8 protein-coding genes are annotated in these 14,370 nt (G+C 59.4%); 7 read left to right on the forward strand and 1 reads right to left on the reverse strand.

Annotated features, from left to right (window positions below):
- Window positions 1-57 precede the first annotated feature (57 nt).
- From FBR45_RS11270 to FBR45_RS11300, 7 genes are all read left to right on the forward strand, one after another.
- The gene (locus FBR45_RS11270; RefSeq protein ID WP_138502332.1) at window positions 58-1,143 is read left to right on the forward strand and encodes a M20 family metallo-hydrolase; all 1,086 of its coding nucleotides are present in this window, start codon (window positions 58-60) and stop codon (window positions 1,141-1,143) included.
- Window positions 1,144-1,281: 138 nt separating this feature from the next.
- Window positions 1,282-3,165 carry a glycoside hydrolase family 88 protein gene (locus FBR45_RS11275; protein WP_246082207.1) on the forward strand — a complete coding sequence of 628 codons (1,884 nt, stop codon included), beginning with the start codon at window positions 1,282-1,284 and terminating at the stop codon, window positions 3,163-3,165.
- Between the two features lie 197 nt (window positions 3,166-3,362).
- Complete coding sequence (locus FBR45_RS11280) at window positions 3,363-4,013, forward strand: RNA polymerase sigma-70 factor (RefSeq protein ID WP_138502337.1); 651 nt, start codon at window positions 3,363-3,365, stop codon at window positions 4,011-4,013.
- A 43-nt stretch (window positions 4,014-4,056) separates the two neighbouring features.
- Window positions 4,057-5,079 carry a FecR family protein gene (locus FBR45_RS11285; RefSeq protein WP_138502339.1) on the forward strand — a complete coding sequence of 341 codons (1,023 nt, stop codon included), beginning with the start codon at window positions 4,057-4,059 and terminating at the stop codon, window positions 5,077-5,079.
- 30 nt (window positions 5,080-5,109) lie between these two features.
- Window positions 5,110-8,673, forward strand: coding sequence for a SusC/RagA family TonB-linked outer membrane protein (locus FBR45_RS11290; RefSeq protein ID WP_138502341.1), 3,564 nt, complete (start codon window positions 5,110-5,112; stop codon window positions 8,671-8,673).
- Between the two features lie 25 nt (window positions 8,674-8,698).
- Complete coding sequence (locus FBR45_RS11295; protein ID WP_138502343.1) at window positions 8,699-10,132, forward strand: RagB/SusD family nutrient uptake outer membrane protein; 1,434 nt, start codon at window positions 8,699-8,701, stop codon at window positions 10,130-10,132.
- 128 nt (window positions 10,133-10,260) lie between these two features.
- A complete protein-coding gene (locus FBR45_RS11300) occupies window positions 10,261-11,412 on the forward strand; it encodes a glycoside hydrolase family 88/105 protein (RefSeq protein ID WP_138502345.1) in 1,152 nt (383 codons plus the stop codon).
- A gap of 80 nt (window positions 11,413-11,492) precedes the next feature.
- Here the strand turns inward: FBR45_RS11300 and FBR45_RS11305 are convergent, their stop codons facing one another.
- Window positions 11,493-14,240 (reverse strand): TonB-dependent receptor, encoded by a 2,748-nt coding sequence (locus tag FBR45_RS11305; RefSeq protein WP_246082208.1) that lies wholly within the window; start codon window positions 14,238-14,240, stop codon window positions 11,493-11,495.
- Window positions 14,241-14,370 lie beyond the last annotated feature (130 nt).

Raw genomic sequence — 14,370 nt, forward strand, 5'->3', positions numbered from 1 at the left:
CAAATCGTCCGCTTTTCGGGGCTTTGGTCGTATCTTTGGGCCGTAACGCCCAGGTATATGAACGTTTTCTCAGACACGACTCCGCTGCAAACTACCCTCACGGCCGATGCGCTCGCCCTACTGAAACGCCTGATTGCTACCCCTTCGTTCAGTCGGGAGGAGCAGCAGACGGCTGCGCTGATCGAAGCCTTTTTTCGGGAAAAACAGATTCCGTACGAGCGGCTGGAGAATAATATCTGGGCCAAAAACCGGTTCTTCGACCCGGCCAAACCAACGGTACTGCTCAACTCACACCACGATACGGTGAAGCCCAATCCGTCCTGGACACTCGACCCCTTTACACCCGTCGAGCGCGATGGGAAGCTGTTCGGGCTGGGAAGCAACGATGCCGGCGGCTGCCTGGTATCGCTGATGGCCGCGTTCGTATACTTCTACGACCGGCCCGACCTGAGCCACAACGTCGTGATGGCGGCCAGTGCCGAAGAAGAGATTTCGGGGCGCAACGGGCTGGAACTGCTGTTGCCGCATCTGCCGCCGATCAGCTTCGCCATTGTAGGCGAGCCGACCGAGATGCAGCTGGCTATTGCCGAAAAAGGCCTGCTTGTGCTCGACTGTACCGCCCACGGTGTCAGCGGTCACGCGGCCCGGAACGAAGGGGAGAATGCCATCTACAAAGCCATACAGGACATCAACTGGCTCACAACCTACCAGTTCCCGAAGGAGTCGCCAACGCTGGGCCCCATCAAACTGTCGGTGACGATTATCCAGGCTGGCAGCCAGCATAACGTAGTGCCCGATGTCTGTACGTTTACGGTCGATGTGCGCGTTACGGAGCAGTATACGCTCGAAGAGGTCATCGATACCATCCGCACGAGTATTCAGTCGGAGGTAAAGCCGCGCTCGATCCGGCTCAAACCGTCGAGCATCCCGGCCGATCACCCCATCGTGCGGGCTGGGCTGGCGCTAGGTCGACATACCTACGGCTCACCTACCACATCGGATCAGGCGGTGCTGAACTGCCCCTCGCTGAAGTGTGGCCCCGGCCATTCAGGACGGTCGCACTCGGCCGATGAGTTCATCTACCTCCGGGAAATTACCGAAGGCGTAGACGGCTACATTCGTATGCTTGAGCAGGTGTTATAATACGTTCCAGCCCGTAACGGGTTAGGTAAGAATGGAGGGGGTAGTCGCTTTTGAGGCTATATACCCCCAAAACCAATGCCCATCTGTCGACCTGTCTACCTGACTTGTATACTGCTCGTAAGTAGCTGTTACGGGCTTATGGCTCAGCCCAAACCGATGTCTGAGCGCATGGCCGAAACAGTTATGACCATCCACCGCGACTCTATCGTTACCAAAGAAGGGAACCCCGCCCGCTGGGATTACGAGCAGGGACTGGTGCTGAAAGCCCTCGAACGAGTCTGGCAACGCACCGGCGACGGTCGTTATTATGCCTATATCCTGCGCGACATGAACCGGTTCATCAGTGCCGATGGCCGCATCCGTACGTTCCGGATGGACGAGTACAACCTCGACAATATTACCCCCGGCCGGACCCTGCTCACGCTGGCGCAGCAGACCGAAGCGGGCCGCGAGAAGTTTCGGCGGGCGGCCGATACCCTCCGGGCTCAGCTGACCCGCCAGCCGCGCACCCAGGCGCGGGGCTTCTGGCACAAACAGCGGTACCCGAATCAGATGTGGCTCGACGGTCTGTACATGGCCGAACCTTTTTACGCCGAGTACAGCGCCCTCTACCGGCAACCCAAGAACTTCGACGATATCGCTCTGCAATTCGCCCTGATCGAGAAGAATCTGCTCGACTCGAAAACCGGTTTGCTGTACCACGGCTACGACGAGAGTCGCCAGCAGAAATGGGCCAATCCCAAAACCGGGGTGTCGCCCAACTTCTGGGGGCGGTCAATCGGCTGGTACGCCATGGCGCTGGTCGATGTTCTCGATTATTTCCCGCAGGATCATCCGCGCCGGGCCGATCTTGTGGGGTATCTGCAGCGCCTGATGCCCATCGTGGTGCGCTACCAGGATAAAGCCACTGGCTGCTGGTATCAGATACCCGATCAGGCCAGCCGTAAGGGCAACTATCCCGAAGCGTCGGCGTCGTGCATGTTCGTATACGCCCTGGCCAAAGGCGTACGGATGGGCTACCTGCCCACTCCTCTGCTCGACAACGCCCGGCGTGGTTATGCCGGTATCCAGAAGACCTTTATCGAGATCGACGCCAACGGACTGCCGCATCTGAACGGAACGGTGAGCGTAGGCGGGCTGGGCGGTAATCCCTACCGCGATGGCAGCTACGCGTATTACCTGAGCGAACCCATCAAAAAGAACGACCTCAAAGGCGTCGGGCCCTTTATTATGGCCAGTGTCGAAATGGAAATAGCCAATGAACCGGCGGTTGGCCGGGGGCGTACCGTAGGACTGGATTACTATTTCAACCACGAATTCCGCAAGAGCGATGCCGGTCCCGGAGCGCCCGAACGCGAACCGTTCCACTACACCTGGGAAGACCGTATGCATTCGGGCTTCTGGCTCTGGGGCAATACCTTCCGCGAACTGGGTGCTAAAACGGTTGCCGTACCCACGGCGCCCACGGCCCAGAGCCTCAAAAACATCGATGTGTACATCATCGTTGATCCCGACACACCCAAAGAAACGGCTGCTCCCCGCTATATTCAGCCGACTGACAGCAAGTCCATCGAGGACTGGGTGCGGGCGGGTGGGGTCCTTGTGCTGATGGCCAACGACACCGCCAACTGCGAGATTCCTCACGTTAACGAACTGGCTGGCCGCTTCGGCGTTCGCTTCGGTAGCGAGCTGGTAAACCCGGTGCAGGGAACCCAATGGGAGGGGGGCAAACTGACTATTCCGGCCGGTGGTCCTATATTCAGCACAACGCGGACCATCTACATCAAAGAACTATCGCCCCTGACATTGACCCGCCCGGCCCAGCCCGCCCTGACCGACGCGAAAGGCCGGGTCATCATGGCGACGGCGAAAGTGGGGAAAGGCACCGTATTCGTGGTGGGCGATCCGTGGCTGTACAACGAATACACCGATGGTCGGCGCATTCCGAACGAATACCAGAATTTCCGGGCCGGTAAAGAGCTGGCAACCTGGCTGCTGGCCCAGTGCCCGCCCCGCAAATAAACCTTGGGATAGGTAAGGGGGGGCAGACGTTTGTGAGCAGGTAATCGGCCTGATCGGTACAAAGCCACTGAGCGTCAGGCAGGGTGAGTTGACCCACTTTTTAGTAAAAATTAGAGAAAATATTTCATTGAAACGATAGGGTGCGCTAAGGGTAAGCCAGCTGATTGGTGTCATTCTGGTACTTGACTCACTACTCTATGACCGGACTCGACGAACAAACAGGACCGGCCCCGGCCCGTTCACCCCAGCCCGCCGGGCCAGCGAATGGACCGGTACCCGTGCGGGACAACGAATATTTTGTTCGGCTCGCCTTTGCCGAATCGCCCCGGCAGGGGTTCGAAGCTCTGTTCCGGTTGTATTATCAGGCCCTGTGCAGCCATGCGCTGCGGTTCGTCTACACCCGCGAAGTGGCCGAAGATATTGTGGGTGAAGTATTTTACCAGCTCTGGAAAACGGGTAGTTACGCGTCCGTTCAGCATACCTATCGCACCTATCTCTACGCGGCCGTTCGCCACCGCGCCCACAACTACCTCCGCGACGAGCTGACCGGCACCCGAACCCCCGCTTCGCTCGACGCCCTCGACGACACCGGCCAGACCGAAACCCCCCAGACGCTGATCGAGTATGACGAAACCTTTCAGCGGGTTGAGCAGGTGATTCATGCGCTGCCGCCCCAGTGTCAGCGGGTGTTTCTGATGAGCCGGTTCGAAAATCGGAAAAATCAGGAAATCGCCGATGAACTGGGCCTGGCCCTCAAAACGGTAGAGGCCCACATGGCCCGGGCATTGCAGCAGCTCCGGCGCGTATTTCTGTCGGCGGGCCTGCTCCTGGCCGCATGGCTCTACTAAGGGTAAACGCCGGGTTGCGTGTCCAATCAAGAAAGGCTCATGTATGGAAGACATCATAACTAAAGAGGTGCTGTTCGATTACTTCTCGGGTCGGGTCAGTCCACTCCAGAAAAAATCGGTAGAGACCTGGCTGGCCGAAGCCGGTAACCGCGAGCAGTATTACCAATGGCTGCACGAATGGGAACTGAAACACCTGCAGGCGGGTACCAACTGGCAGCCTGCCTTTGACCAGCTGGCGCAGCGGGTTAGCCTGGCCACCTCCGCAACTCCGATCCGTACTCCCGCCGGGTCGGTTCCCGTCTGGGAGCGGATGAGTCGTGGTTTAGGTCGGGTATGGGCCGTAGCGGCTTCCGTTTGCGTAGTCGTCGGGCTCAGCGGCTGGCTGCTGCGTGACCAGCTCCTGTACCGGACAGAGCAAACCGGCTTTGGCGAAATCAAGACCCTGACCCTCCCCGACGGCTCGGTCGTGACCCTGAACGCCAATTCGTCGCTGCGGTTTCCGAGAGTGACCTTCGGGCCGAGCATTTTTGGGGCAGGCCCGCGCACGGTCGAGCTCACCGGAGAGGCTGACTTTGCGGTTCGACACCTGCCCGATCACCAGCGGTTTGTGGTACAAACGCCCAAAGGGCTGGTCGTAACGGTGCTGGGTACGCAGTTTACCGTCCTGAGCCGCGAGCGAAGTACGCGTGTGGTGCTACACTCGGGTCGGGTGGCGCTCAGTCTCCGGCAGCAGCAGAACCGGCCTTCGCTGACGATGCGCCCCGGCGATCTGGCCACCCTCGGCCCAACCGGTCGGCTGGCCATTGCGCCCGTCCGGCATCCGGAAGCGCTGGCGGCCTGGAAACGACACCGATTTTCGTTTGAGCAGACCTCTCTGCGCGAGATCGCCGATATACTGCACGAAAACTACGGACTGACCGTCACCATCAAAGATACTCAGCTGGCCAGCCGAACCGTGTCGGGCTCGTTTCCGGCGCGGGATGCAAATGAGGTGCTGGCGCTGGTGGCTGAGCTGCTCCAGATCAACTACATCCGCGACAATGACCGCGTTCTGTTCACTGATTAATTGCCTGTTATCTACTAAATCCTGTACTACATGATGGCTATACGTTTATCATCGGTCGGGCTGGTGGGAATGCTGCTGCTCAGCGGCTATCCCGGACTGGCCCAGTTTATGGCAACGGCCCGGTCGCTGCCCAAAGCAACCTACCAGCTGGCTCCTCCGCAGACCATCCAGCTGCGCGATGTACTGAACCAGCTCAAGGTGCGCTACCAGGTCGATATCCTGTTCGAAGACCGGCTCGTCAGCGACCAGCGCATACTGCCTGGCGTTATTGACCCTGGCGCATCGCTGGAGCGGAATCTGACCAACGTACTGCGGCCACAGGGGCTTCGCTATAAAAAGGTGAAAACCGGCGTGTATCTGGTGCTGGCCGAGACCAAAGCCCGGAAAGTATCCGAAGCGAGTGAGATAACGACCTTGCCGACTACGGCGCTGGCCAGCGGGCAGCGGCTGGAAATGGACCCATCGGCACCGCTGACGAATACGCTACAGCGGACCGCCGTGGCCGACCAGACCATCAGCGGTCGGGTAACCGACGGGGCCACCGGCGCGGGTTTACCCGGGGTTAGCGTAGTCGTAAAAGGAACCAGCCGGGGCACTACCACCGATGGCGAAGGTAATTATCGGGTTAGCGCGCCCGATGGCGCTATTACGCTGGTGCTCTCCTTTATTGGCTACGTTACCCAGGAGGTCGCTGTGGGTAATCGCAGCACCGTCAACGTGACTATGGCCGTCGATGATAAAACCCTGAGCGAAATTGTGGTGGTGGGCTACGGCACCCAGAACCGGCGCGAGCTGACGGGGTCGATCGCGTCTATCAACACCCAGACCATCCGTGACCAGCCCGTTACCAACGTGGTTGAAGGACTGACGGGTCGGCTGCCGGGCGTGCTCGTGCAGCAGAACACGGGCGCGCCGGGTAATGCGCCGTCTATAAAAGTACGTGGACTGGGTTCCATCAGCGCGGGTAACGGGCCACTGGTCGTTATCGACGGCCAGCCGATCAACTCCGGTACCCAGACCAATGCGGGTGGGCTGAACCTCCTCAACCCGAATGATATCGAGAAAATCGACGTGCTGAAAGATGCATCGGCCACGGCTATTTTCGGATCGCGGGGGGCTAACGGCGTCGTCCTCGTAACCACCAAGCGCGGTAAGTCGGGCCAGCCCCGCATCAATGTCGATTATTACACGGGTGTTCAGGAGGTGAGCAAGAAGGTAGAGCTACTCAACGCGCAGCAGTTTGCCGAATACTCGAAAGAAGCCTCGAATACGGCTTATCTGGAACGGGTGCCGGGCGCATCGATCAACGACCCCAACAGCCAGCGGGCCTCCGGCCAGCGGTACCGGTACCCGCGGGGCGAAATTGCCGGTTATAACTTCGACAATCCGGCCAGTCTGACGTATTACGACTACCAGGACCTGATTTTTCGGCGCGCGCCTATCAGCAACTACCAGGTGTCGGCGTCGGGCGGAACCGATCGGGTGCAGTATTTCGTGTCGGGCAACTACCTGACCCAGCAGGGTATCATTCGCGGGTCGGATCTGAACCGCTACACCGTCCGGTCGAACATTGATGCGCAGCTGTCGTCGAAGCTGAAAGTAGGACTCAGTTTCAGCCCATCGTATACACTCGAAAATCGGGTCAATTCTGATGGGCACTGGGCCAACAACGGCGTCATCAACGCGGCTCTGTCGGCCATGCCCATTCTGCCTATCTACCAGGCCGATGGCGTCACCTACAACTCGCAGGCGTCTATCGCAGCTCCGTACGATTATCCCGGCATAACGAACCCCGTAGCCAACATCACCGAGCGCGACGACAAAGCCAATACGCTCCGGCTGCTGGGTAACGCCTATGCCGAACTGAGCATCTGGAAATCGCTGCGCTACCGCGGCACCATCGGGGGCGATGTGTCGTCGTTCCGCCAGAACCAGTTCCAGACGTCGGCCATTCCGCTCAACCAGCTCCTGCCCCCCAACGCCAACAACGGTACGTCGTTCACCTCGCAGAATATCAACTGGGTAACCAACCACACGCTGAACTACACCCTCGACATCGGGACCAAACACCATGCCGAAGCCCTCATCGGTATGGAAGCCCAGCGGAACGACTACGAAGAAAACCGCGTAACGGCCAACAACTTCCCCAACGACGCCGTCCGCACCATCAACGCGGGGGTGATTACGGGCGGGCTTTCCTTCCGCGATCAGTGGACGATGGCGTCGTACTTCGCCCGCTTCAACTACGCGTTACTGGACCGGTACCTGTTCAACGTATCGATCCGGCGCGACGGCTCCTCGCGGTTTGGAGCCAACAACCGGTATGGTACCTTCCCATCGGCGTCGGTGGGCTGGCGCGTAACCGAAGAGCCGTTCATGAAAAGCATACCGGTCATCTCGGAACTCAAACTGCGGGCCAGCTACGGCTTGTCGGGTAACAACGCGTTCCTGGGCTCCGACGGTCGTCCCAACAACTACCCGGCCATTGGTGTGCTGACCAAAGATAACTACGTGTTCAATAATGCCCTGGTCAACGGCCTGGCTACCAGTACGATTGGTAACGAAAGCCTAACCTGGGAAAAGAGTCGGCAAACGGATGTCGGGGCCGACATCGGCCTGTTCCAGAACCGTTTGTTTCTGACAGTCGATTATTACAAACGCATCACGACCGATCTGCTGCTGTCGGTACAGGTGCCTTCGCTGACGGGCTTTACCTCGGCGGTGCGGAATATTGGCAAAGTGGAGAACAAGGGCATGGAGTTCAGCCTGTCGAGCCGCAACCTGACTGGCGCCTTTACCTGGACCACCGATCTGAACTTCTCGTTTAACCGCAACAAAGTGCTGGCCCTCGGACCCACGGGCGACCCCGTCCGGAGTGGCTCGGGCATCGGCGAAACCAACATCTCGGTCATTGGCGAGCCGCTGGGCAGTTTCTACGGTTACCGGCAGCTGGGCGTATTCCGGGATCAGGCGGATCTGGACAGCTACCCGCGCTTTGCTGACAGCCGCCCCGGCGATGTGAAGTATGAAGACGTGAACAAAGACGGTCGTATCAACGCCGACGACCGCACGCTGATCGGCAATAACCAGCCCGACTTCGTGTACGGTTTCACCAACAGTTTCTCGTTTAAGGGACTCGACCTGGGTATTGTGGTGCAGGGGGTGCAGGGGGGCGAAATCCTGAACCTGTCGCGCCGGTTTTTCGAGAATCTGGAAGGAAACGCGAATCAGCTCACCACGGTGCTGAACCGCTGGCGGTCGCCCCAGAATCCGGGTGATGGGGTAACGCCCCGCGCCAACAGCCGGTCTACGGGCAACAACAACCAAGTATCTACCCGCTGGATCGAAAGCGCCAGTTACCTCCGCATCCGGAACATCACGCTGGGCTACAACCTCCCCAAAGCGCTGGCCAACCGGTTTAAGATGCAGACGCTGCGCGTTTACGTCGGTGCGCAGAATGTGCTGACAGTCAGCAAATACCTGGGCTACAATCCCGAAGTGAGCGGCTACGAAGGGCCGCTGACGGGGGGCGTCGATTACGGTTCATACCCGCTGGCGCGGACCTATACCGCGGGTATCAATCTGGGCTTTTAACGCTTGACTCTTAGACACGACTTCCATGAAAAAAACATATATCCTGGCCAGTCTGCTCAGCCTGAGCCTGGCGTCCTGCCGCGAACAGTTTCTGGATCTGGCGCCCATTGCGCAGGCCAACACGGCTTCGTTTTTCAAAACGCAGTCTGACATGATCATTACCCTGAACGGGGCCTACGGAGCGCTGCAGTTTGCGGGTCAGTACGGGCAGAACTACGTGTTCTCCGAAATCCCGTCCGACGATACCACCCCGGTTCTGTCGGGTTCCGTAACGGATCAGGACGAGTTCGATAAGTTTTACCTGCGGACAACCAATCCGTTTCTGGTCACCCGCTGGAACGATGGCTACCGGGGCATCTACCGGACAAACGTGGTTATTGACCGAATTGCGGGCGTAACCATGGACGAGACCCTAAAAAGACGGCTGGTGGGCGAAGCCAAGTTCCTGCGGGCGCTGATGTACTTCAACCTGGTGCGTACCTTTGGCGATCTGCCACTTGTGCTGACCGAAATTACCGACCCCACGCAGGGCTACGAATATGGGCGGTCGCCGGTGGCCGATGTGTACGCGCAGATCACCAAAGACCTGACCGATGCGGAAGCGGCTCTGCCGGAGCGGTATACCGGCGCCGACATAGGGCGGGCCACCCGCGGAGCGGCTAAGTCGTTGCTGGGAAAGGTCTACATGACTCAGCGCAAATACGCCGAAGCGGCCACCAAGCTGAAAGAAGTGGTGGATGCCAACACCTATGATCTGCTGCCCGTCTACGCCGATCTGTTCAGGCCCGCCAACAAGAACAGCCGCGAATCGATCTTCGAGGTGCAGTACAAGAAAGGGTCGCTGGGCGAGGGGAGTAACTTCGGCAATACCTACGCACCCGAGAACTCGGGCAACGCCGTTATTCAGTTTGGCGGGGGCGGCAATAACCGGCCAACGCCCGATCTGGAGCAAGCGTTTGAAGCCAATGACCCCCGTAAAGCCGCTTCGTTCGCTACCAGCTATGTTAACAGCAGCGGCACCCGCATCGACTACTACTACATTCGCAAGTACCTCGACGCCCCCACGGTCAACGGCGACGCCGAAGATAATTTCTACGTGCTGCGCTATGCCGACGTGCTGCTGCTCTACGCCGAAGCCCTGAACGAAACTGGCCGCACCGCCGAAGCCCTGCCGCTGCTGAACCGCGTTCGGAAACGGGTTGGGCTGGCCGACAAAACGGGTCTGTCGCAGGCCGATATGCGGCTGGCGCTGGAGCAGGAACGCCGGGTCGAACTGGCTTTTGAAGGGCATCGGTGGTTCGATCTGGTGCGTACGGGGCGGGCGCTGCCGGTATTACAGGCCAAAGCCGCGGCCATCGGTATCAAAACGAACCTGACACAAAATAACCTGGTCTTCCCGGTTCCACAGAGTCAGATCGATATCAACCCCAGCAAGATCAGCCAGAATCCCGGCTATTAACCACGCAGCCCGGAGCCCCTGTCAGCGCTGACAGGGGCTCCGGGTTTTATGAGAGGCCGTAAAGGGGCTGTTTATGAGTAGGCCCGGCCCTGAGGGCTTCTTTGCTGAGCGTACCGAATGCTGATACAATGATTAATCTACTAAGCCAGTGCCGTCGGTGGCTGCCCGTTCTGGGCCTGTCATTCGTGCTGGGAACGGCCCTTGCCGAACCCCCGACCCGACCCGCTCACAAGCCCGGCCCCGCAGCCCGCGACGCCGTTTTTTCACCCGCCTACATCCGCGACGTACTTCAGAAAGCGACGAAATGGCAGCTTCAGCACCCCAAGCATAGCCCGACCGACTGGACCAACGGCGCGTTTTATGCCGGTGTTTTTGCCGCCTACGAAACCACCAAATCGCCCGAGATTCTCGACTCCCTGCTGGCCATGGGCGAGCGGATGAAATGGCAGCCCGGCCGGCGGTACGACCATGCCGACGATATCGCCATCTGCCAGACGTACATCAACCTGTACCGGTTGCGGAAAGACCGGCGCATGATTCAGCCCACGATCGATACCGTACAAAAGCTGCGGACGATGCCGGGTAACGAGCTGGCTAAACACAACCTGACCTGGTGGTGGTGCGATGCGCTGTTTATGGCGCCACCCGTGCTGGCCCAGCTGAGCAAAACCCTGAACGACCCGTCGTACAACGCATTTTCTGACTCGCTCTTCAAGCAAACCTATGACCTGCTCTACAACCCGCAGGAACACCTTTTCGCCCGCGACGCCGGTTACCTGATCGATGCCAGCGGGAACGGCAAAAAAGAAGCCAATGGCCAGAAGATCTTCTGGTCTCGGGGCAATGGCTGGGTCATGGGCGGGTTAGTACGTGTCCTGCAGGAATTGCCCGCCAAACACCCCAGCCGCCCGTTTTACCTGAGCCTGTACCGGCAGATGAGCGAACGGCTGCTGGCGCTTCAGCAGGCCGATGGGCTCTGGCGGGCCAGCCTGCTCGACCCGGCTTCGTATCCGGGTGGTGAAGCCAGCGGATCGGGTTTCGACTGCTACGCGCTGGCCTGGGGTATCAACCAGGGGGTTCTGCCCAAAAAGACGTACCAGCCCGCCGTCGAGAAAGCATGGATAGCCCTGACAAAACTCGTGTCGCCGGAAGGGCGGGTGGGGTGGGTGCAGCCCATCGGTGCCGATCCGCGCCGGAACTTTAGCGAAGACAGCTGGGAAGTATACGGCACTGGTGCGTTCCTGCTGGCCGGCTCGGAGGTGATCAAACTCAAGCCATAACCTATTTCTGCCCATAATGCCGATGCCCCCGCCGGAGACCCATTGTCTCGTCGGCGGGGGCATCGCTTGTAACTACCCGGCTAGAAACTGGCCGACAGGTTCACGAAATAATAGCCGCCGTTAAAACCAAACTGGGTGGCGGTACGGCCGTAGATGAAGCGACCGTTGGAGCTGTTGTCCTGTACAGCCGTCCCGTACCGCTCGGGGGTGGGATAGGCGGTTGCCCGCAGCGGATCGGGGTATACGTCGAACAGGTTGTTGGCTCCCACCGTTATGGTCAGGTTGGTCAGCAGACGATATGAGACGTTCAGATCGGTCACGAAGCGCGGACTGAAGGTCTCGTCCAGCGCCGGGTTGGCTGGGTCGTAGGATTCAACGGTGCCGAAGCGCGACACGCGGGCGACTGCCCCGAATTTGCGAAGGCGGTAGTTCAGCGTTAGCTGGAGTTTACTGCGGGGCTGCGCCACGGCCAGCCGGGCACTATCCTGCCGGTTGAACAGGAAGTTGCCCAGCGCGGCATCGGTAGGCAGATTGGCCGGTCGCTGAACGGCACCGATTAGCTTAGTCTGGTTGAAATTGGCTGCCAGCGTCACATCCAGCGTACCGGCCGATAGGCGGGGGTTGGTAGCCAGTACCACATCGATGCCCTGCGTCTGGGTGTTAACGGCGTTAGTAAAGAACTGGGCACTGTTGACGTCGGTCTGCCCGGCACCGTTCAGGATCTGGGTTACGATCAGGCCCGCCCCCGACGTGCCGCGCGAAAACTGATTGCTGTAGATGATACGGTCGCGGATGGTGATCTGATACGCATCGACTGTAAGGCTAACGTTAGTCAGGGGCCGCGATGTGATGCCGATGCTATAGTTGACGGACCGTTCGGCTTCGAGTGAAGGCACGCCAAACGCCTGGGCAATGGGACTGTCGTTCCGAAAGGTGCCGGTCTGGCGTGGCTCAAGACCCTGTCCCGTTGAGACAAAGACCGTACTGATGGCGCTGAAATAACGCTGGTGCAGCGACGGAGCCCGGAAGCCGTTGCTCACCGACCCCCGTAACGAGAACGCTTCGCCGAAGCGGTAACGAGCAGCCAGTTTTCCGGCCACATTCCCGCCGAAGTCGCTGTAGTATTCGTACCGACCGGCTGCGTTGAGCAGCAGCCGCTGCGTCACATCCGACTCCACGTCCAGGTAAGCGCCGTACACCTGCCGGTGGGCATTGACAGCATTGGCAGGCTGGTATCCCGGAAACACCTGCGAGCCGCCTACCTGCCCCGATTGCGGGCTGAAGTTCAGATAAGAAGCCGCTTCGCCGGGCCGAATGCGGTACTGACCGTTGCGATACGTGAGGCCGGCTGCCACGTTGAAGGAGGTCAGACCCAGCTGTTTGCCAAAGTCCTTGGCCGCGCCTGCATCGGCGGTGTTTTGGTAGAACGATAGGGTTCCGGCGTAAAAGGCGGTCGGGTTGTTGGTCGGGCCGAGGTAGGCCAGTGATGCATTGTTGGAGTTCGTAACGTCGAACCGGAATGCGTTGCCGCCGTAGACGTTGCTGATGTCCCAGCGCCAGCCCCGCGTTTCGCCGTTGATGCCAACGAGCATCGACTGGTCGTTGATGGTCGACTGGATATTGGGCAGGAACCCGTTCGGATACAGCTCGCGGATGACCTGGGTGGTCTGGTAGGGGTAACGGTAAAAACCCGCAGCCAGCCCTCGCCGGTAGTTGAGGCCACCGGTGGCGTAGAAGCTGGCGTTGGTACCCCGGATGGGAGCGCGCGCATTCAGGAAAAAGCCGGCATTCTGCACCCGGGCGTTACCGACCTGAAGGTTATCGGACAGGTCGAAGCCGTTCTGTCTGATCAGCGCCTGGTCCTGCTGGTAGAGGGCCTGCCGCCGGGCCACGTAAGCCGCATCGGTCTCGCCCGTTTGCCGACCCGCGTTCCAGTTTACATAGACCGGCCCCGTATAATCGCCCGCCCGGTTGGTTGATCCCCGGTGGCGTAATTCGCCGGTCAGGCTTAGAAACCCGTTATTGGGTAGTTTAATGCCGTGGTTGATCCCTACCTGGGCCACCTGCCCGTCTCCTTCGTACTGTTGGCCAAGCTGGGTGTTGATGGTAGTACCCGGCTGTTCCTTCAGCCGGAGGTTGATGACGCCCGCAATGGCGTCAGACCCGTATTGCGAAGACGCCCCGTCGCGCAGCACCTCGACCCGCTCAATAGCCGAAGACGGAATGGCATTCAGATCGGTTCCGACCGAGCCACGCCCAATGGTGCCGTTGAGGTTGATCAGTGCCTGGTTGTGCCGTCGTTTTCCATTCAGCAGCACCAGCACCTGATCCGGACCGAGGCCCCGCAGCGTGGCCGGGTCGATATGGTCGGTACCGTCAGAAACCGTTTGTCTCGATGAGTTGAACGACGGCGCCACGAAGTTCAGCTGTTGGCTAATGTCGATCTGACCCGTAGCAATTAGGTCTCGTGACTGAATTACGTCAATCGGTGCTACCGTCTGGGTGCTGGTCCGGGCCTGGGTAGAGCGCGAGCCGACAACCACTACTTCGCTAAGGCTGGCTAGGCTTTCGGTCAGCTGCACATCGGTGGTGAGGGTGGCTCCATCCGTTACCTGTACCGACAGGGTCTGGGTGGTATAACCAACCAGACTGAAGCGGAGTGAATAGCTGCCCGGTGTCAGCGTTAGGGTGTAATTGCCGTCGGCATCGGTGCTGGTGCCACTATTCTGGCTGACGACTAGCACCGACGCGCCCGGCAGGGCAGTTCCCGTACCGGCATCGGTAACCCGGCCCCGAACGGATTGAGCGATGGCCGGTATAGCTGACAAAAGCCAGCAAAGACAGAGAATGATTTTTCGGAAGCGATTGTATTCGTTGTGCATAAAACAGACCCCAACGCTTACTGCGTCTATAGGGTCTTCGTTAACCCGTCTGCCTGGTCGATTGGGCGGTCGTCTG

The sequence above is a fragment of the Spirosoma lacussanchae genome (assembly GCF_005870035.1).
Taxonomy (GTDB): domain Bacteria; phylum Bacteroidota; class Bacteroidia; order Cytophagales; family Spirosomataceae; genus Spirosoma; species Spirosoma lacussanchae.

Bases quoted from the DNA above. Each gene is read 5' to 3' on its own strand.
- FBR45_RS11280 (WP_138502337.1), top strand. From the start codon at position 3,363: ATGACCGGACTCGACGAACAAACAGGACCGGCCCCGGCCCGTTCACCC.
- FBR45_RS11270 (WP_138502332.1), top strand. From the start codon at position 58: ATGAACGTTTTCTCAGACACGACTCCGCTGCAAACTACCCTCACGGCC.
- FBR45_RS11290 (WP_138502341.1), top strand. From the start codon at position 5,110: ATGATGGCTATACGTTTATCATCGGTCGGGCTGGTGGGAATGCTGCTG.
- FBR45_RS11295 (WP_138502343.1), top strand. From the start codon at position 8,699: ATGAAAAAAACATATATCCTGGCCAGTCTGCTCAGCCTGAGCCTGGCG.
- FBR45_RS11285 (WP_138502339.1), top strand. From the start codon at position 4,057: ATGGAAGACATCATAACTAAAGAGGTGCTGTTCGATTACTTCTCGGGT.
- FBR45_RS11300 (WP_138502345.1), top strand. From the start codon at position 10,261: ATGATTAATCTACTAAGCCAGTGCCGTCGGTGGCTGCCCGTTCTGGGC.
- FBR45_RS11275 (WP_246082207.1), top strand. From the start codon at position 1,282: ATGGCTCAGCCCAAACCGATGTCTGAGCGCATGGCCGAAACAGTTATG.